The organism is Xanthomonas sp. NCPPB 901 (assembly GCF_056725085.1).
Genome location: NZ_CM161511.1, coordinates 2844957 through 2861335, shown reverse-complemented (window position 1 = coordinate 2861335; position 16379 = coordinate 2844957). Strand labels below are relative to the sequence as shown.

Annotated in this window: 15 protein-coding genes; 8 read left to right on the top strand and 7 right to left on the bottom strand. The window is 70.7% G+C overall.

The window, feature by feature from the left end:
* The first annotated feature begins 40 nt into the window (after positions 1 to 40).
* Positions 41 to 2227, top strand: a complete 2187-nt coding sequence (locus AC1PME_RS11980) for a diguanylate cyclase domain-containing protein (protein ID WP_302329794.1) — start codon at positions 41 to 43, stop codon at positions 2225 to 2227.
* 74 nt (positions 2228 to 2301) lie between these two features.
* On the opposite strand, the gene AC1PME_RS11975 is transcribed toward AC1PME_RS11980, so the two are convergent.
* From AC1PME_RS11975 to AC1PME_RS11965, 3 genes are all read right to left on the bottom strand, one after another.
* Positions 2302 to 2481 carry a hypothetical protein gene (locus AC1PME_RS11975; RefSeq protein ID WP_307550866.1) on the bottom strand — a complete coding sequence of 60 codons (180 nt, stop codon included), beginning with the start codon at positions 2479 to 2481 and terminating at the stop codon, positions 2302 to 2304.
* 405 nt (positions 2482 to 2886) lie between these two features.
* Entirely contained in the window at positions 2887 to 4146 is a 1260-nt protein-coding gene (locus AC1PME_RS11970) for a TIGR03862 family flavoprotein (protein ID WP_481095989.1), read from the bottom strand.
* A 13-nt stretch (positions 4147 to 4159) separates the two neighbouring features.
* Positions 4160 to 4603 (bottom strand): FKBP-type peptidyl-prolyl cis-trans isomerase, encoded by a 444-nt coding sequence (locus AC1PME_RS11965; protein WP_481095988.1) that lies wholly within the window; start codon positions 4601 to 4603, stop codon positions 4160 to 4162.
* 66 nt (positions 4604 to 4669) lie between these two features.
* On the opposite strand from AC1PME_RS11965, the gene AC1PME_RS11960 reads away from it, so the two are divergent.
* The gene (locus tag AC1PME_RS11960) at positions 4670 to 5035 is read left to right on the top strand and encodes a DUF6164 family protein (RefSeq protein WP_254458233.1); all 366 of its coding nucleotides are present in this window, start codon (positions 4670 to 4672) and stop codon (positions 5033 to 5035) included.
* A 119-nt stretch (positions 5036 to 5154) separates the two neighbouring features.
* A complete protein-coding gene (locus tag AC1PME_RS11955; protein WP_254458232.1) occupies positions 5155 to 5910 on the top strand; it encodes a sulfurtransferase in 756 nt (251 codons plus the stop codon).
* Positions 5911 to 6048: 138 nt separating this feature from the next.
* Here AC1PME_RS11955 and AC1PME_RS11950 read toward each other — a convergent pair whose 3' ends face one another.
* A complete protein-coding gene (locus tag AC1PME_RS11950; protein ID WP_481095987.1) occupies positions 6049 to 6855 on the bottom strand; it encodes an SDR family oxidoreductase in 807 nt (268 codons plus the stop codon).
* Positions 6856 to 7395: 540 nt separating this feature from the next.
* Between AC1PME_RS11950 and AC1PME_RS11945 the strand changes: the two genes are divergently transcribed.
* Positions 7396 to 8394 (top strand): LLM class flavin-dependent oxidoreductase, encoded by a 999-nt coding sequence (locus AC1PME_RS11945; RefSeq protein WP_254458230.1) that lies wholly within the window; start codon positions 7396 to 7398, stop codon positions 8392 to 8394.
* Positions 8395 to 8594: 200 nt separating this feature from the next.
* On the top strand, positions 8595 to 8786 hold the full coding sequence (locus AC1PME_RS11940; protein ID WP_254458229.1) for a hypothetical protein: 192 nt from the start codon (positions 8595 to 8597) through the stop codon (positions 8784 to 8786).
* Between the two features lie 34 nt (positions 8787 to 8820).
* Here the strand turns inward: AC1PME_RS11940 and AC1PME_RS11935 are convergent, their stop codons facing one another.
* Both AC1PME_RS11935 and AC1PME_RS11930 read right to left on the bottom strand, forming a co-directional pair.
* The gene (locus tag AC1PME_RS11935) at positions 8821 to 9483 is read right to left on the bottom strand and encodes an exopolysaccharide biosynthesis protein (RefSeq protein WP_481095986.1); all 663 of its coding nucleotides are present in this window, start codon (positions 9481 to 9483) and stop codon (positions 8821 to 8823) included.
* A complete protein-coding gene (locus tag AC1PME_RS11930) occupies positions 9467 to 10810 on the bottom strand; it encodes a hemolysin family protein (protein ID WP_254458227.1) in 1344 nt (447 codons plus the stop codon). The genes AC1PME_RS11935 and AC1PME_RS11930 overlap by 17 nt, the downstream gene beginning before the upstream one ends.
* A 259-nt stretch (positions 10811 to 11069) precedes the next feature.
* Between AC1PME_RS11930 and AC1PME_RS11925 the strand changes: the two genes are divergently transcribed.
* Together AC1PME_RS11925 and AC1PME_RS11920 are read left to right on the top strand one after the other, a co-directional pair.
* Entirely contained in the window at positions 11070 to 11696 is a 627-nt protein-coding gene (locus AC1PME_RS11925) for a DUF47 domain-containing protein (protein ID WP_295923392.1), read from the top strand.
* An 88-nt stretch (positions 11697 to 11784) separates the two neighbouring features.
* Complete coding sequence (locus AC1PME_RS11920; protein ID WP_254458226.1) at positions 11785 to 12906, top strand: inorganic phosphate transporter; 1122 nt, start codon at positions 11785 to 11787, stop codon at positions 12904 to 12906.
* A gap of 723 nt (positions 12907 to 13629) precedes the next feature.
* Here the strand turns inward: AC1PME_RS11920 and AC1PME_RS11915 are convergent.
* Positions 13630 to 15093, bottom strand: coding sequence for a S10 family peptidase (locus AC1PME_RS11915; RefSeq protein WP_481098106.1), 1464 nt, complete (start codon positions 15091 to 15093; stop codon positions 13630 to 13632).
* A 183-nt stretch (positions 15094 to 15276) separates the two neighbouring features.
* On the opposite strand from AC1PME_RS11915, the gene AC1PME_RS11910 reads away from it, so the two are divergent.
* Positions 15277 to 16110, top strand: a complete 834-nt coding sequence (locus AC1PME_RS11910; protein WP_481095985.1) for a CDP-diacylglycerol diphosphatase — start codon at positions 15277 to 15279, stop codon at positions 16108 to 16110.
* Positions 16111 to 16379: the final 269 nt, after the last annotated feature.

Sequence of the window (16379 nt, the reverse complement as noted above, 5' to 3'; positions counted from 1 at the left end):
CCGCCCGTTATCGTGCCGGTTCCTCCTCAGCGTCCTGCGCATGAACCAGCCCTCGGTCCCCGACGTCCTTCCCGCGCCGTTGCCCGACGACGAGGCCGAACGGCTTCGCGCGCTGGCGCAACTGGGGATGCTGGACACCGCGCCGGAGGCGGTCTTCGACGACCTGATCTGGCTGACCAGCCAACTGTGCGAGGCGCCGATCGCAGCGGTCTCGCTGATCGACGAACGCCGGCAATGGCTCAAGGCCAGTTGCGGCCTGCCGGCCGACAACACCACCTATCCGCGCGAGCTGGCGTTCTGCGCCCACGCGCTGCTGTCGCCGCAGCTGCTGGAAGTGACCGACGCGACCATGGACCCGCGCTTCGCCCGCAACCCGCTGGTGCTCGGCGCGCCGCACATCCGCTTCTATGCCGGCATGCCGTTGCTCGGCGACCGGGGCCACATCTACGGCACCCTGTGCGTGATCGACCTGCACCCGCGGCAACTGGACGCGCGCCAGCGCGAGGGCCTGCAGCGGCTGGCCAGGCAGGTCACCGCGCATCTGGAGGCGCGCCGCGACGCGCGCATCGCCCACGACCAGGCCAAGACCCTGAGCCTGTTGCTGGAAACCATGCCCGACGGCGTGGTCTCGTGCCTGGCCGACGGCACGCTGGGCGAATTCAACCAGGTCGCGCGACAGTGGCACGGCGCCGATCCGCGCGCCTTGCCGCCGGCGCAATGGCCGCAGTACTTCGACCTGTTCGATGCCAGCGGCCAGCGCCTGCTGACCAGCGACGAGGTGCCGCTGGTGCGCGCCTGGCGCGGGGAATCGGTGCGCGATGCGGAAATCGTGATCGCCGCCAAGGGACAACCGTCGCGCAGCGTGCTGTGCAACGCGGAGCGGTTGTACGGCGGCGATGCGCGTGGCCTGGGCGCGGTCTGCGTGATGCGCGACGTCAGCGCCGAACGGGCGGCGTCGCACGCGGCGCTGCTGGCCGGGCAGCGCTTCTCCGGCGCCTTCTCGGCGGCCGCGCACGGCATGGCGCTGGTGTCGCTGGAGGGGCGCTGGCTGGACGTCAACGACGCCTTGTGCGCGATGCTGGGCTACAGCCGTGCGGAGCTGCTGGCGCTGCGTTTCCAGGACATCACCCACCCGGACGATCCGGCCGAGGATATGGAACTGGTGGCGGCGTTGATCGCCGATCGCGCCAACGAGTACCGCATCGAAAAGCGCTACCGCCACCGCGACGGCAGCAGCGTGCGTGCGCGCCTGTCGGTCTCGCTGGTGCGCGACGAACAGCGCCGCCCGTTGCATTTCGTCACCCACATCCAGGACATCACCGAGCAGCACCTGGCCGAACATCGCCTGCGCGACAGCGAGGCGCAGCTGCGCACCATCGCCGACAACGCGCCGGCGCTGATCGCCTACCTCGACCGCGACCTGCGCTACCAGTTCGTCAACCGGCCGTACGCGGAATGGTTCGCGCTGGCGCCGGAGCGCATCGTCGGCCGTCGTCTGCACGAGGTGCTGGATCCGCAGCAGTTGGCCCTGCTGCAACCGCACCTGTCGTCGGCGCTGCAGGGCATGCCGGCGCAGTTCGACGCCGAGCTGTGCGATGCCGCCGACACCTTGCGGATCATGCACTTCAGCCTGATCCCGGACGTGGCGCTGGCGCCGCAGCGGGTCGGCCTGCACCTGATGATCAGCGACATCACCGGGCAGACCCGGCTGGCGCGGTTGCTGGAGGAGCGCGCACTGCGCGACGAACTGACCGGGCTGCCGAACCGGATGGCCTGGAACCAGACGCTGCGGCGGCGCATGAACGAGCGCCGCGGCCAGGGTCAGGTGGCGGTGATGTTCCTGGATCTGAACGACTTCAAGAGCGTCAACGACCGCTTCGGCCATCACGTCGGCGATGCGCTGCTGGTGCATTTCGCGCGCTTGCTGCAGGGCTGCCTGCGCGGGCAGGACAGCATTGCCCGGCTGGGCGGCGACGAGTTCGTGGTCCTGCTGGAAGGGCTGGCCGACGCCAGGCGCGAAGTGCTGGCCGCCGCGGCGCGGATCATGGACGCGTGCGCGGAGGGCTGCGTGGTCAGCGGCCGGCCGCTGCCGCTGCAGCCGAGCATCGGCATCGCCGTGCAGGCCGGGCCCGGCTTCGATCCGGTCCTGCTCACCCAGCGCGCCGACGAGGCGATGTACGTGGCCAAGCGCGATCCGCAGGCGCGGGTGCAGATCGCCACGCTTTGAGCGCGGTCCGCTGACGCCATCCCGATGTCCGTGCCTGCGGCGACGGCGCCCGACGCCGACGTGCCGCGCCGCGGCTACCGCGTGGCGTCCGCGGCGACGCGGCGGAACGCGAAGTGCGCGTCGCCGGCGTCGAGCGTGCCCTGGTCGGCATCGCCGGGCGTATCGAAGCCGATGACGATGTCCTGCGCGCTCAGGAAGAACGCATGTTCCGACGCGGGAATCAGCGGGTACGCCTGGTCCTTGCGCAGCTCCACCAGCAGGCGCCCCTGCGCTTCGCGGATCTGGAACGTGCCCAGCTCGGCGATGGCGAAGTTGCCGACGAAGCGCCGCCCGGCACGTGCAGCGCGTGCATCTGTTCGCGCAGCGTCAGCCGTGCGCCGGCCTGGTCCTGGGCGACGACGGCCGGCAACAGGCCGTGCTCCACCTGCCGCCTCGTCTGGCCGGAACCTGGCGCGGCAGTGGCGGCGAGGGCGCTGGCGGCGATGCCGAGCGCGAGGAAGCGGATCGATGGACGCATGCGTCGCGCCAGGCGGGAGATGCGCTGCGCACCGCGAGCCAGCCGCGGTCGCCACGGCCCTGCAGGGATACGACCTGCGGCCACAGCGTCGACAGGCCCGAAGGTCACTGGCCGTTCCGGCCAACCGCCGCGCCGGCGTTGCTCAGGCGGTGGCGCGCTGCAGCCAGGCCACCGCGCCGCGCCCGGCGCGCACGCCGCTGGCGAAGCACGCGGTGAGCAGGTAGCCGCCGGTCGGCGCTTCCCAGTCGAGCATTTCGCCGGCGCAGAAGGTGCCGGGCAGCGCCCGCAGCATCAGCTGCGCATCCAGCGCCTCCAGGCGCACGCCGCCGGCGCTGCTGATCGCCTCGGCCAGCGGGCGCGGGCGCAACAGCGTCAGCGGCAGGCGCTTGAGCGTGGCCGCGGCCTGCGCCGGGTCCTGGCCGGCCTGCTTGCCGAGGATTTCGAACAGCAGCGCCGCCTTGACCCCGTCGATGCCGGCCTGGCGGCGCAGGTGCTCGCCGAAGCTGCGGCCGCCGCGCGGCTTGCCCAGCTCGGCCTGCAACCGCGACAGGTCCCGGCCGGGGGCCAGGTCCAGCCACAGCGTGGTCGGTCCGTGGGCGGCGATGGCCTCGCGCAGGTCCGCGGCCAGCGCATAGATCAGGCTGCCCTCGATACCGTGCTCGCCGACCACGCATTCGCCCTGCAGCGACTGCGCGCGGCCCTGCGCATCGTGCCAGTGCGCGACCACCGGCTTCAGCGGCGCGCCGGCGTGGCGTTCGCGGAAATGCACGCTCCAGTCCACGTCGAAGCCGCAGTTGGCCGGCTGCAGCGGCGCCAGGTCCACGCCGCGCGCGCGCAGCGTGTCCTGCCAGGCACCGTCGGAGCCGAGCTGCGGCCAACTGCCGCCGCCCAGCGCCAGCACGCAGGCCTCGGCCTGCACGCGCTGCTCGCCGTCGGCGCCGGCGAAGCGCAGCGCGCCGTCCGCGTCCCAGCCCAGCCAGCGCTGCTGCACGTGGAAGCGCACGCCGGCGTCCTTCAGCCGCCGCACCCAGCCGCGCAGCAGCGGCGCCGCCTTGCGGTCCAGCGGGAACACCCGCCCGGAACTGCCGACGTAGGTCTCCACGCCCTGCGCCTGCGCCCAGGCGCGCAGCGCGTCGGCATCGAAGTCGGCCAGCCAGTCGCCGACCGCCGTCGCGCGCTCGCGGTAGCGCGCGACGAAGCGCTCGAACGGATCGGAGTGGGTCAGGTTGAGGCCGCCCTTGCCGGCGATCAGGAACTTGCGTCCGACCGAGCCCTTGGCCTCGTACACATCGACCTCGGCGCCGGCGGCGCGTGCGGTCTCGGCGGCGATCAGCCCGGCCGGGCCGCCGCCGACGATGGCGAGGCGGCCGCGCAGCGGCGCGGCGTGCTTGCTGGCGGACATCGGCGGGTGCGGCTCAACGCGGCTGGACATCGAGCAGTTCGACCTCGAACACCAGTGACGCGCCCGGCGGGATCACCCCGCCGGCGCCGCTGGCGCCGTAGCCGTAGTCCGACGGCAGCATCAGCAGGCGCTTGCCGCCCACGCGCATGCCGGCCACGCCCTCGTCCCAGCCGCGGATCACCTGGCCGGCGCCGAGTACGAAGCTGAAGGGCTGGCCGTGGTCGGCGGAGGCATCGAACTTCTCGCCGCGCTTGTCCTTGGCGTGCTCGTCGTACAGCCAGCCGGTGTAGTGCACGGTGACGCGGCTGCCGGGACGGGCCTCCGCGCCGTCGCCGACGCGCTCGTCGGTGGCCTGGAACGCGGCGATGCTGCCGCCGGGCGGCGGCCCCGGCGGCGTGCAGCCGCCGAGCAGCCAGGCCGGCAACGACAGGCTCAACAGCAGCAGGATTCGGCGCATGCGGGAGGTCCACGGCGGGCAGGGCGTGCAAGGGTAGCGCATCGCCGCAGCGGCTATCATCGGCGCATGGCCAAACTGCTGCTCAATCTGCGCCACGTGCCCGACGACGAACGCGCCGAGGTCTGCGCGCTGCTCGACGCCGCCGGCATCGGCTACTACGAAACCCGCGCCGGCACCTTCGGCATCTCCGCCGGCGGCATCTGGTTGCGCGAGGACGCTGAGCAGCCGCGGGCCAAGGCGTTGCTGGCCGAGTACCAGGCCAGGCGCGGCGAACGCGCCCGCGCCGAGCGCGCCGCGGCGCTGCGCGACGGCAGCGCCGAGACCTTCGCCAGCCTGCTGCGGCAGCGCCCGCTGTTCGTGCTGGCGACGCTGCTGGGCATGCTGCTGGTGGCCTCGCTGGTGCTGCTGCCGTTCCTGCTGCTGCGCGGTTAGCAGCGACGGCGCTGGTGCTTGGGGCGAGGCATCAACACGCCGCCCCGACGCACCCGTGCGCGCAAGGGGCGATCGGTATCCCTGCAGCGGTCATAGGTCGCAAGCTTTAAAATGGGCCGATGATCGCCAACACCGCCGCCTACCACTTCGTCGCCATCGCCGATCCCGACGCGCTCGCCGCGCAATTGCACGCCTGGGCGCAGGACGGCGAGCTGCGCGGCACCATCCTGGTGGCGGGCGAGGGCATCAACCTGTTCCTGGCCGGCGCGCCGGCGGCGATCGACGGTTTCTACGCGCAACTGCGCGCCGATCCGCGTTTCGCCGATCTGCGCGTCAAGACCAGCCCCAGCGCACAGCAGCCGTTCGCGCGGCTGAAGGTCAAGGTCAAGCCGGAGATCATCAGCTTCCGCCGCGACGCCGCCTCGCCGCTGGCGGCGGCGCGCGCGCCGGCGGTGGCGCCGGCCACGCTGCGGCGCTGGCTGCGCCAGGGCCACGACGACGCGGGCAAGCGCGTGGTGCTGCTGGACACGCGCAATGCGCAGGAAGTGGTCCATGGCACCTTCGCCGGCGCGTTGACCCTGCCGATCGTCAAGTTCACCGAGCTGCCGGAGGCGCTGGCCCCGCATCGCGCGGCGCTGGCCGACGCCACCGTGGTCAGCTTCTGCACCGGCGGCATCCGCTGCGAAAAGGCGGCGCTGTGGATGCGCGCCGACGGCATGGACAACGTGCTGCAGCTGGACGGCGGCATCCTCGGCTACTTCGAGGAAGTGGGCGGCGAGGGCTACGACGGCCGCTGCTTCGTTTTCGACGAACGGGTGGCGCTGGATCCGCAGCTGCGGCCGCTGGTGGACGTCGTGGCGTCGGCCAGCGATTGATTGCTGCGGCGGGGATTCGGGAGTCGGGATTGGGGATTGGCAAAGGCGGTTTGCTGCCAGATGGTGCACTCGGCCCGTCAGGTGAGGCACCAGCCGCTCCAACGACTCCCCATTCCCGATTCCCCAATCCCCACGCCGTCAGGCGTATTGCATCTTGCGCGTCATCCCGCCGTCGACCACGAAGTCCTGGCCGGTAATGAAGCCGGCCTGCGCCGACAGCAGATAGACCGCCAGCGCACCGATGTCCGGCGGCGTGCCGACCCGCCCGGCCGGGTGCTGCGCATGGTCCTGCCGCGACAGTTTGGGGGCGCGCCGCGCGGTCGGCTTGCGCCAGGCGTCGGTGGCGATCCAGCCCGGGCTGATGCAGTTGACCCGCACGTCCGGACCGGCGCTGATCGCCAGTGCATGGGTGAACGCCACCAGCCCGCCCTTGGACGCGGCGTAGGCCTCGGTATCCGCTTCGGACTGCTGCGCGCGGCTGGAGGCGATGTTGACGATGGCGCCGCCGCCGGGGCTGTCGCGCAGTGCCGGCAGCGCGTGCTTGCTGCACAGGAAGGCGCCGCCCAGGCTCGCCCCCAGCCGCTGGTTCCATTCGCGCAGCGACAGCCGTTCCAGCGGTCCTGTATGCGGATCGGCGATGCCGGCGTTGTTGACCAGCCCGTCGATGCGGCCGAACCGGGCCAGTGCGGCATCGACGAAGCGGCGCACGCTGGCCTCGGCGGCCACGTCGACGCGGCGGAACAGCAGGCGCTCGCCGGCGTCGAGTTCGGCCACGCAGGCGCGTCCGGCGTCGGCGTCGAGATCGCAGAAGGCGACCCGCCCACCAGCGCCCAGCACCGCTTGCACCACGCCGCGGCCGATGCCCTGGGCACCGCCGGTGACCAGTACCACGCGGTCGCGCAACGGCAGGGCGGGAACGGGGGCGGGCGGCGGAATCAGCGACATGGGGGTGACCAGGCAAGGGCAGGGGGGCGTCAGCGTAGCCAGGGTTCCGTGCAACTGGCGTGGTAGCAGCAGGCCAAAGCCCCTCTCCCCCGGCAGAGGGGTTGGGGTGAGGGTACGGTCGCGCAGCGCTCGCGCCGATCTGACGATACGAGGCTTCGCCCGTACCCTCATCCGCCCCTGCGGGGCACCTTCTCCCGAGGGGAGAAGGGAGACGCCAAAGCCCCTCTCCCCCCGGGAGAGGGGTTGGGGTGAGGGTACGGAGCGCGCAGCGCTCGCGCCGATCTGACGATACGAGGCTTCGCCCGTACCCTCATCCGCCCCTGCGGGGCACCTTCTCCCGAGGGGAGAAGGGAAAGGCCAAAGCCCCTCTCCCCCCCGGGAGAGGGGGTGGGGTGAGGGTCCGACAGCCAGCCAACCGTCCTCCCCAGCCCTCCCACCGCGCACCACGCCCAGCGCAAATCAGCGTTCCGGCCGCGCGCCCTGCAATCGACGCCGCGCGCCCCCACATCGACGGCATCGCCTGCAGGAACCCGTTTCGCCATGATGCCGATCTCCATCCTCGACCTCGCTCCGGTCTGCGAAGGCAGCGACGCCACCGCCGCCTTCGCCAACATGCTGGACCTGGCCCAGCACGCCGAACGCTGGGGCTACCACCGCTACTGGCTGGCCGAGCATCACAACATGCCCGGCATCGCCAGCGCCGCCACCGCGGTGCTGATCGGGCATGTGGCCGGCGGCACCAAGCGCATCCGCGTCGGCGCCGGCGGCATCATGCTGCCCAACCATGCGCCGCTGCAGGTCGCCGAGCAGTTCGGCACCCTGGCCTCGTTGTATCCCGGGCGCATCGACCTGGGCCTGGGCCGCGCGCCCGGCACCGATCAGGCCACCGCGCGCGCGTTGCGGCGCTACTTCGACAGTGCCGACCAGTTCCCGCAGGACGTCGCCGAACTGCTGCGCTATTTCGAGCCGGCGGTGGACGGGCAACTGGTGCGCGCCGTGCCCGGCGCCGGCATCGAGGTGCCGGTGTGGCTGCTCGGCTCCAGCCTGTTCAGCGCGCGTCTGGCCGCGGCGATGGGCCTGCCGTTCGCCTTCGCCTCGCATTTCGCCCCGGATGCGATGGACGAGGCGCTGGCGGTGTATCGCCGCGAGTTCCGCGCCTCGGCGCGGCTGCAGGCGCCGTACGCGGTGCTGGCCTTGAACGTGGTCGCCGCCGCGTCCACCGCCGAGGCGCGACGCCTGTTCACCACCCAGCAGCAGAGCTTCGTCAACCTGCGTCGTGGCCGCCCCGGGCTGATCCCGCCGCCGATCGACGACATCGAGGCGTTCTGGGCGCCGCACGAGAAGCTGGGCGTGGAGCGGGCGCTGGCCTGCACGGTGCTCGGCGATGCCGAGACGGTCGCACGCGGGCTGTCCGACTTCGTCGCGCGGCACCGTCCGGACGAGCTGCTGCTGACCGCGAACATCCACGATCACGCGGCGCGCTTGCGCTCGTTCGAACTCGCGGCCGCGGCCTGGACGCAGGTCGCCGCCGCGGCGTGATGCGCAGGCGTGCGCGTGTGTCTACGAGCGCAGACGCGCGCAGGTGGCAATCGCCACATTTACGTTGATGCGCATCACGCTGTGACGTGCTTTCACGATGTTTTGATTTTGGCGGGTATGTGATCGTCTCGCGACGCGCATTGAGCGTGGCGTTCGGCCCAGCACATGGGCGTATCAACGACGCAAACAGGGGATCGGCAATGAACGCACAGCCTTCGACGACGGCACCGGTGCACGAATGTGGACTGGAAGCGGCCTTGCAACAGCTGAGCAAATGTCTGGAGCGCGTGCGCGGCCAGGCGACGGAACGGGCAAGCCAGGGCGCGTCGCCGCGCCCGTCGCACATGCGCAACGTGTTCGCCAGCGAGGCGGAGCTGTCCCTGGTGAAGTGAGCCGGCAGCGGAACGCTGCGCTGCCGCGCGGCGATCAGCGCAGCTTCTGCATCCATTCCCGGCCCAGGTCCACCACCTGGTCCGAGGCCAATCCCAGGCTCAGCGCCACGGCGACGCTGCCCAGCCACGACAGCAGCATCAGCCCGCCGTCGCGCTCCAGCAAGGCCAGCGCGAACAGCAGCAGCATCGCGCCGAAGGCGTAGTTGGTGAACGGGATCGGCAGCGACAGCAGGATCCCCAGCACGATCAGCAGCAGGCCGCTGAACGCACGCGCCGGCAGGCTGTCGACCAGCATCGGCAGGCGCGGCTTGAGCAGCCGGTCCAGGCGCCGCAGCCACGGCGCGATGCGGCCGACGAAGCGCTGCATGGTGCGGCGGCGCGGCCCGCGTTCGCCGATGAAGCGCGGCAGCCACGGCTTGCGCAGGCCGATCAGCATCTGCACGCCGATCAGCGTCACCAGCGGCCCGCTGATGCCGCCGGCCAGGCCCGGCACCGGCAGGAACGCGGGCAGGATCGCCACGAACAGGAACACGCCGAACGCGCTCTGTTGCAGGTCGGCGAGGATCAGCCGCAGCCGCAGGTGTTCCTCGGGGTCGCCGAGGACGAAGGTGTCGAGCAGGGTGCGGATGCCCTCGGCGCTGTAGCCGTGGCCCCGGTCCTGGTCCTCGTCGCCGGGCGCCTTACCCGGTGATGTCATCGCTGTTCTCGTCCTGCAGCTTGCGCAGCAGCAGCTTGTCCACGCGCGCGCCGTCCAGGTCGACGATCTCGATGCGCCAGCCGGCCCAGTCGAAGAACTCGCCGGCGTGCGGGATGCGCCCGAAGTAGTAGATGCACAGGCCGGCCAGGGTGTTGTAGTCGCCTTCCTCGGCGCTGGGCAGCTCGGCGCCGCCCAGCAGTTCGCGCAGGTCCTCGATGGCCAGCGAACCGTCGATCAGCAGCGAGCCGTCGGCGCGGGTCACCACCAGCGCGTCCTCGTCGGCGGTGTCGGCCGACTGCAGGCGCCCGACCACCGCGCCCATCAGGTCGCTGATCGTCACCAGGCCCTGGATCTCACCGTACTCGTCCACCACCAGTGCCATCGACTGCTGCTCCTCGCGGAAGATCTCCAGCAGCTTCATCGCGTGGGTGGACTCGGACACGAACAGGGTGTCGCGCAGGTTCTGGAAGAGCTGGGTGGCATCGCCGTCCATGCGCGTGACCAGCGATTTCACCTCCAGCACGCCGGCGATGTCCTGGTCGCTGCCGCGGTACACCGGGTAGCGCGAGAACTCGTGTTCGCGCATCACCTGCAGGTTGCGCTGCGGCTCGGCGTTGGCGTCGAGCCAGGCGATGCGGTTGCGCGGGGTCATCAGGCTGTCGGCGGTGCGGTCGCCCAGGCGCATGACCCGGTTCATCATGTCGCGCTCGTGCACGTCGATCACGCCGGCCTCGTGGCTCTCGGCCACCAGCATGCGGATCTCCTCTTCGGTCACCGAGGCCGATTCCTGCTTGCCCAGGCCGAGCAGGCGCAGCACCAGCCGGGTCGAGCGCGACAGCACCCACACGAACGGCGCGGCGATCCTGGCCAGCCAGCCCATGGGGATGGCGACGAAGCCGGCGATGACCTCCGAGCGGGTCAGCGCCAGGCGTTTGGGCACCAGTTCGCCGAAGATCAGCGTCAGGAAGGTGATCAGCACGATCGCCAGGGTCTTGCCGATCAGCGCCGACCACGGCTGCGGATCGCCGAACAGGGTGAAATTGGCCGCCAGCGCCGGGAACAGCGCCTGCAGCTTGGCGGCGATCGCCACGCCGATGGCCTCGCCGCCGAACACGCCGGTCAGGATGCCGATCGCGGTGATGCCGATCTGCACGGTGGACAGGAAGTGCTCGGGGTTCTCGGCCAGCGCCAGCGCCTTGGCCGCGCGCGTGCTGGTCTGCGCCATCTGCTTCAGGCGGCTCTTGCGCGAGGTCATCAGCGACATCTCGGACATCGCGAAGAAACCGTTCAGCAGCACCAGGGCTGCCACGATCAACAGTTCAAGCATGCGCGCGCTCCTTGGCGCCAAGGAAAGCGGGGACATGGGCGCCGTCGCGGCGCGGGGGAGGGGGGCTAGGGTGATCGTCCATAGGGTGCGCCCGCGGAGGGCGCGGCAGCGATGGTAGCAAACCCGGACCGGGGCCGCGTCCACGCCGCGCCGACGGCGCCCGGGCCTGCCGCGGCACCGCGACTACCCTCAGGTGTCAGCAAACAGTCATAATTCCGCCCCAGTGCCGTCCTTCCCGCGACGGCGGGAAGCGCGTTGCATGTTTTCGTTGCAGACCATCTTCGGTTCCGGCAAGCAGTTCTACACCCTGCTCGACGAGGCGGCGCAGGCCGCCTACGACAGCACCAAGGCCCTGCACGCGATGATGCGCGAGTCCGACCGGCAGCCGGCGCTGGACGGCTTCAAGCTGGCGCGCCTGCGCGAGCGCGCGGCCTCCGACAAGATCGGCCAGGCGCTGGTGGACAGCTTCATGACGCCCATCGAGCGCGAGGACATCGAGGCGCTGGGCTCGGCGCTGTACAAGATTCCCAAGCAGGTGGAGAAGTTCGCCGACCGCTACTCGCTGGCGATCCAGCACCTGGAGCACATCGACTTCGCCCCGCGCGCGGCGATGCTGGAGCAGGCCGCGGCGGTGGTGGTGGAGATGGTCCACGACTTGCGCCACATGAACCTGGACCGGATGAGCGCGCTCAACGACAAGCTGCGCTCGCTGGAGAACGAGGCCGACCGGCTGATGCTGGAGCTGTACCGCGACATCTACTCCGGGCGCCTGGACAACCTGCAGATGTTCCTGCTCAAGGAGTTCTTCGAAATCCTGGAGAAGGCCATCGACCGCTGCCGCGAGGCCGGCGTGGTGGTCTACCAGATCGTGCTGAAGAACTCCTGATGGACGCGCTGCGGAGTTGCTGCCTGCGCGGCCGTGGCGCCCTGCGCGCGCCCGCCGCCGCCGCCGCCGCGTGCGTGGAGGCGCGCCGATGCTGACCCTGGTCCTGATCGTGATCCTGGCGGCGCTGGTGTTCGAGTTCATCAACGGCTTCCACGACACCGCCAACTCGATCGCCACGGTGGTCGCCACCAAGGTGCTCAGCCCTGGCTGGGCGGTGATGCTGGCGGCGGCGATGAACCTGGTCGGCGCGCTGACCGGCACCGCCGTGGCGATGACCATCGCCTCCGGCCTGCTCAATACCGAGGTGGTCGCGGTGACCCCGCAGGTGGTGCTGTGCGCGCTGCTCGGCGGCATCGTCTGGAACCTGATCACCTGGTGGAAGGGCCTGCCGTCCTCGTCCTCGCACGCGCTGATCGGCGGCCTGTGCGGCGCCGGCCTGGCCGCCGCGCACAACAACTGGGGCGCGCTGATCTGGTCGCAGAACGTCGGCGACTGGGCCAAGAACAAGGGCCTGCTGTGGAAGGTGTTCGTGCCGATGGTCACCTCGCCGATCGCCGGCTTCCTGCTCGGCATCGCGGTGATGCTGCTGCTGTGGGCGGCGATCGCCGGCCTGGCCAAGCTGGGCGGCCCGCTCGGGCGGCTGGCACGGCCGCGCTGGGTCAACGCCTTCTTCGGCAAGGCGCAGATCGCCTCGGCCGCGTACATGGGCTACGCGCACGGCCACAACGACGCGCAGAAGACCATGGGCATCATCGCCATGACCCTGATCGGCGCGCAGAGCACCGGCGCCCTGGACGAGCTGCCGTCGTGGCTGGCGTTCCTGCACCCCGACGCCCATCAGGGGCCGGGCATCGCCACCTGGATCGTGCTGACCTGCGCGGTGGTGATGGCCGCCGGCACCGCCTCCGGCGGCTGGAAGATCATCAAGACCCTGGGCCACAAGATGGTCAAGCTGCATCCGATCCACGGCTTCGCCGCCGAGACCAGCTCGGCGACGATCCTGACCCTGGCCGCGCACTTCGGCATGCCGGTGTCCACCACCCACAGCATCTCCACCGCGATCATGGGCGTGGGCTTCGCCAAGAACCCGCGCTCGCTGCGCTTCGGCGTCATCGAGCGCATCGTCTGGGCCTGGATCCTGACCATCCCCGCCGCTGCCGGCGTGGCGTATCTGATTTTCCGGGCGTTCGCGGTGTTTGGTTGGGTGTGAGGGGCGGGGAATCGGGAATGGGGAAACGGGAGTCGTAAAGGCGCTGGCGTCCCAGGCATGGCGATGCCGTGTGCCTGGCTCGGCTCGCTTTCTGATGCTGCGATGAGCGCCGCTTCCGTGGCCCTCTTTCAGAGGGGCGGGGAATCGGGAATGGGGAAACGGGAATCGTAAAGGCGCTGGCGTCCCAGGCACGGCGATGCCGTGTGCCTGGCTTGGCTCGCTTTCTGATGGTGCGATGAGCGCCGCTTCCGCGGCCCTCTTTCAGAGGGGCGGGGAATTGGGAATGGGGAAACGGGAATCGTAAAGGCGCTGGCGTTCCAGGCATGGCGGTATCGTGTGCCTGGCTCGGCTCGCTTTCTGATGCTGCGATGAGCGCCGCTTCCGCGGCCCTCTTTCAGAGGGGCGGGGAATCGGGAATGGGGAAACGGGAATCGTGAAGGCGCTGGCGTCCCAGACATGGCGATGCCGCATGCCTGGCTCGGCTCACCTTTCTGGTAGAGTGACGAGGGCCGCTTCCGCGGCTCTCGTTCAGAGGACCGATGTCGGCAGAGGGATGCCGGGAACTGGGAATGGGGAGATCGGAATCGTAAAGGCGCCGGCGTCCCAGGCACGGCGATGCCGCGTGCTTATCGCGACAACGCTCCGAACAAACCAGGTCGCCTCACTGCGTCGCATGCCGGGGAGTCGCTCCTGCGATTCCCCACTCCCGATTCCCCATTCCCATCAATTGGCCCGATACATCGCCAAAACATCCTGCCGCAACGCACGCTGGCTGTCGGCGCGGTTGTAGAACATGTGGCCGCCGGGGTAGTTCTTGACCTGCACGCGGGTCGGGTCGTTGCCCATCACCGGTATCTGGTCCACGGTCAGCACCGAGCCCATGAATGGGCACGACAGGTCGTTCCAGCCGTGCACGATCAGTACGCGCAGCTTCGGGTCGATCGCCACCGCCTGGCGCAGTTGCGTCACCGAGCCCTTGCGCAGTTCGTCGTCCCAGTCCCACAGCCGGTTCACGTCGTAGTTCAGCGCCTGGTAGCGGGCGTCGATCTTCCAGCCGACCACGCGGGTCACGAAATCGACCATCGCGGTGGTGGTGGGGGCGATGATGCTGTCCAGCAGCGGGTCGTTGGCGCGCTGCTCGGGGGCGTTGGGGAAGGGGTCGAAGGCGGTGACGTTGGAGTCGTAGCGGCTGCCCAGTTCGCCCTTGTCGCGGAACACCTCGCGCAGGTAGGCCTGGGTCTCCAGGCGGCCGCCGGCGCGGCGCACGAAGGCCGGGTCCAGACCGGTCATCGCGGTCACCTGCTGGATCATGCGGGTGGTGCCGGCCGGGTCCGAGCGCCCGCGCAGCAGCGCGGTGACGTAGTCGCCGCGGGTGTAGTCGATCACCTGGCGCATCGCCTCCGGGGTCAGCTTGCCCTCGCGCTCCAGGCGCGCGGCGGCGATCGACGGCAGGGTCAGCATCCATGGCAGCGGCGAGACGTCGCCGTTGTCGTCCAGGGTCGGGTTCAGATACGGCGAGACCAGGACCACGCCGTTCATCGCCACGCCGAGCTTGGTCTGCAGGTAATGGGTGATGCGCGGGCCGCGGAAGCCGCCGTAGCTTTCGCCGACCAGGTACTTGCGCGATTGCAGGCGCTGGTTCTTCAGCAGCCAGTCGTAGATGGTGCGCGAGAGGTACTCGATGTCGGCCTGCGGGTTGTAGAACAGCTTCTTGGCCTGCTCGTCGGCCACGCGCGAGCGGCTGAAGCCGGTGCCGACCGGGTCGATGAACACCAGGTCGGTGAAGTCCAGCCAGGTGCCGGGGTTGTCGTGCAGTTGCGCCGGTGCCGAGGCGCTGTCGCCCTCGCTGCCGAACGCCACCACCTTCGGCCCGATCGCGCCCAGGTTGAGATACACCGACGCCGCGCCGGGGCCGCCATTGAGCGCGAAGGTGACCGGGCGGTCCTTGCCGTCCATGGTGTAGGCGGTATAGACGACGTCGGCGACGACCTTGCCCTGCTTGTCCTTCACCGGCAGCGTGCCGACCTTGACCGTGTAGCGCAGCGTCCTGCCATCGAGCTGGGTGGATTGGCTGGTCTGGGCGTCGGCCGGCAGCGGCGCCAGTTCGGCGGCGGCGGGCTTGTCGCCCTTGTCGGCATTCGCCGCATCGGCATCGGCATCGGCGGCCAGCGCCGCGCTCATCGGCATCGCAGCCAGCAGCACGGCCAGCAGGGCGGAGGGGAAGGTCGGCACGGGCAGTCGCTCGCAGAGAGGGGACCGGCATGCTAGGCCGCGGCGCCGGCGCGGCGGATGTGCACAAAGCCATGGTCGCCGGCGGCGCGGCCGCGGGATGGCGAGGCATCGGCGCTGGCTACAATCGCCGGCTCGTCCATGTCCAGTCCGTTCCGCATGCCCATCTTCCGTTCCCGCCTGCTGCCGTGCCTGTCGCTCGCGGCACTGCTGGCCGGCTGCGCCGGCGTGCCGCCGCCGGTGGCCGACGCGCCGTCCGCGCACGATCCGCATGCCCACGATCGCCAGCGCCTGTGGCGGTTGCTGAGCACCCGCTGCCTGCCGCAGGCGCGGGCCGGCGCCGATCCGGCGCCGTGCAGCGAGGTGCATGCCGACCCCGGCCAGCGCTATGCCCTGATGAAGGACCTGCGCGGCGACTACCAGTACCTGCTGATCCCGACCGTGCCGGTCAGCGGGATCGAGGATCCGCGGGCGCGTGCCGCCAGCGCGCCGAACTGGCTGGGCCTGGCCTGGCAGGCGCGGACCCGGGTCGCGCAAGCGCTGGGCCGGCCGCTGCCGCGCGACCTGACCAGCCTGACGATCAATCCGCCCTCGGCACGCTCCCAGGACCAGTTGCACATCCACATCGACTGCCTGGCGCCGCAGGTGCGTGACCAGCTGCAGGCGATGCAGGCGTCGATCGGCCCGGCCTGGGCGCCGTTGCCGCAGCCGCTGCACGGCCACGCCTATCGGGCCATGCGCGTGGAGGGCGAGGCGCTCGATGCGAATCCGCTGGCGCTGCTGGCGCGCGCCTTGCCGCCGCAGCAGCGCATGGCACACCAGACCCTGGCGGTGGTCGGCGCCGACTTCGCCGACGGCCGCCCCGGCTTCGTGCTGCTGGCCGCCACCGCGCTCCCCGGCGATGGTGTCGGTGCGGAGGAGCTGCAGGATCATGCGTGCACGGGCGTGGTGCCGACGGTGCCCGCGCACGGCTGACGGCCTGGGCGTCCGTCAGTGCTGTGCATGCAATCAAGAGGGCGCTACGGCACCCACCGGCCGTGCCGAGCGCAAGCGGGTATGGTGTGGGAGGGACTTCAGTCCCGACTGCACGATGTCCCGACTGCACGATGCCTGGGCATCTGCCTGCTTTGCGCGTCGCGACGGAAGGGCGCCTCGAATAATCCGCTTTTGCCGCGGATCAGGCTGTTTCGTATGGCGGCTTCCGCCGCGACGGGCTTACCCGGGAGCGCCCGTCGAGGCGGAAG

Bases quoted from the DNA above. Each gene is read 5' to 3' on its own strand.
- AC1PME_RS11910 (WP_481095985.1), top strand. From the start codon at position 15,277: ATGTCCAGTCCGTTCCGCATGCCCATCTTCCGTTCCCGCCTGCTGCCG.
- AC1PME_RS11925 (WP_295923392.1), top strand. From the start codon at position 11,070: ATGTTTTCGTTGCAGACCATCTTCGGTTCCGGCAAGCAGTTCTACACC.
- AC1PME_RS11940 (WP_254458229.1), top strand. From the start codon at position 8,595: ATGAACGCACAGCCTTCGACGACGGCACCGGTGCACGAATGTGGACTG.
- AC1PME_RS11965 (WP_481095988.1), bottom strand. From the start codon at position 4,603: ATGCGCCGAATCCTGCTGCTGTTGAGCCTGTCGTTGCCGGCCTGGCTG.
- AC1PME_RS11915 (WP_481098106.1), bottom strand. From the start codon at position 15,093: ATGCCGATGAGCGCGGCGCTGGCCGCCGATGCCGATGCCGATGCGGCG.
- AC1PME_RS11960 (WP_254458233.1), top strand. From the start codon at position 4,670: ATGGCCAAACTGCTGCTCAATCTGCGCCACGTGCCCGACGACGAACGC.
- AC1PME_RS11955 (WP_254458232.1), top strand. From the start codon at position 5,155: ATGATCGCCAACACCGCCGCCTACCACTTCGTCGCCATCGCCGATCCC.
- AC1PME_RS11935 (WP_481095986.1), bottom strand. From the start codon at position 9,483: ATGACATCACCGGGTAAGGCGCCCGGCGACGAGGACCAGGACCGGGGC.
- AC1PME_RS11930 (WP_254458227.1), bottom strand. From the start codon at position 10,810: ATGCTTGAACTGTTGATCGTGGCAGCCCTGGTGCTGCTGAACGGTTTC.
- AC1PME_RS11970 (WP_481095989.1), bottom strand. From the start codon at position 4,146: ATGTCCGCCAGCAAGCACGCCGCGCCGCTGCGCGGCCGCCTCGCCATC.
- AC1PME_RS11920 (WP_254458226.1), top strand. From the start codon at position 11,785: ATGCTGACCCTGGTCCTGATCGTGATCCTGGCGGCGCTGGTGTTCGAG.
- AC1PME_RS11945 (WP_254458230.1), top strand. From the start codon at position 7,396: ATGATGCCGATCTCCATCCTCGACCTCGCTCCGGTCTGCGAAGGCAGC.
- AC1PME_RS11950 (WP_481095987.1), bottom strand. From the start codon at position 6,855: ATGTCGCTGATTCCGCCGCCCGCCCCCGTTCCCGCCCTGCCGTTGCGC.
- AC1PME_RS11980 (WP_302329794.1), top strand. From the start codon at position 41: ATGAACCAGCCCTCGGTCCCCGACGTCCTTCCCGCGCCGTTGCCCGAC.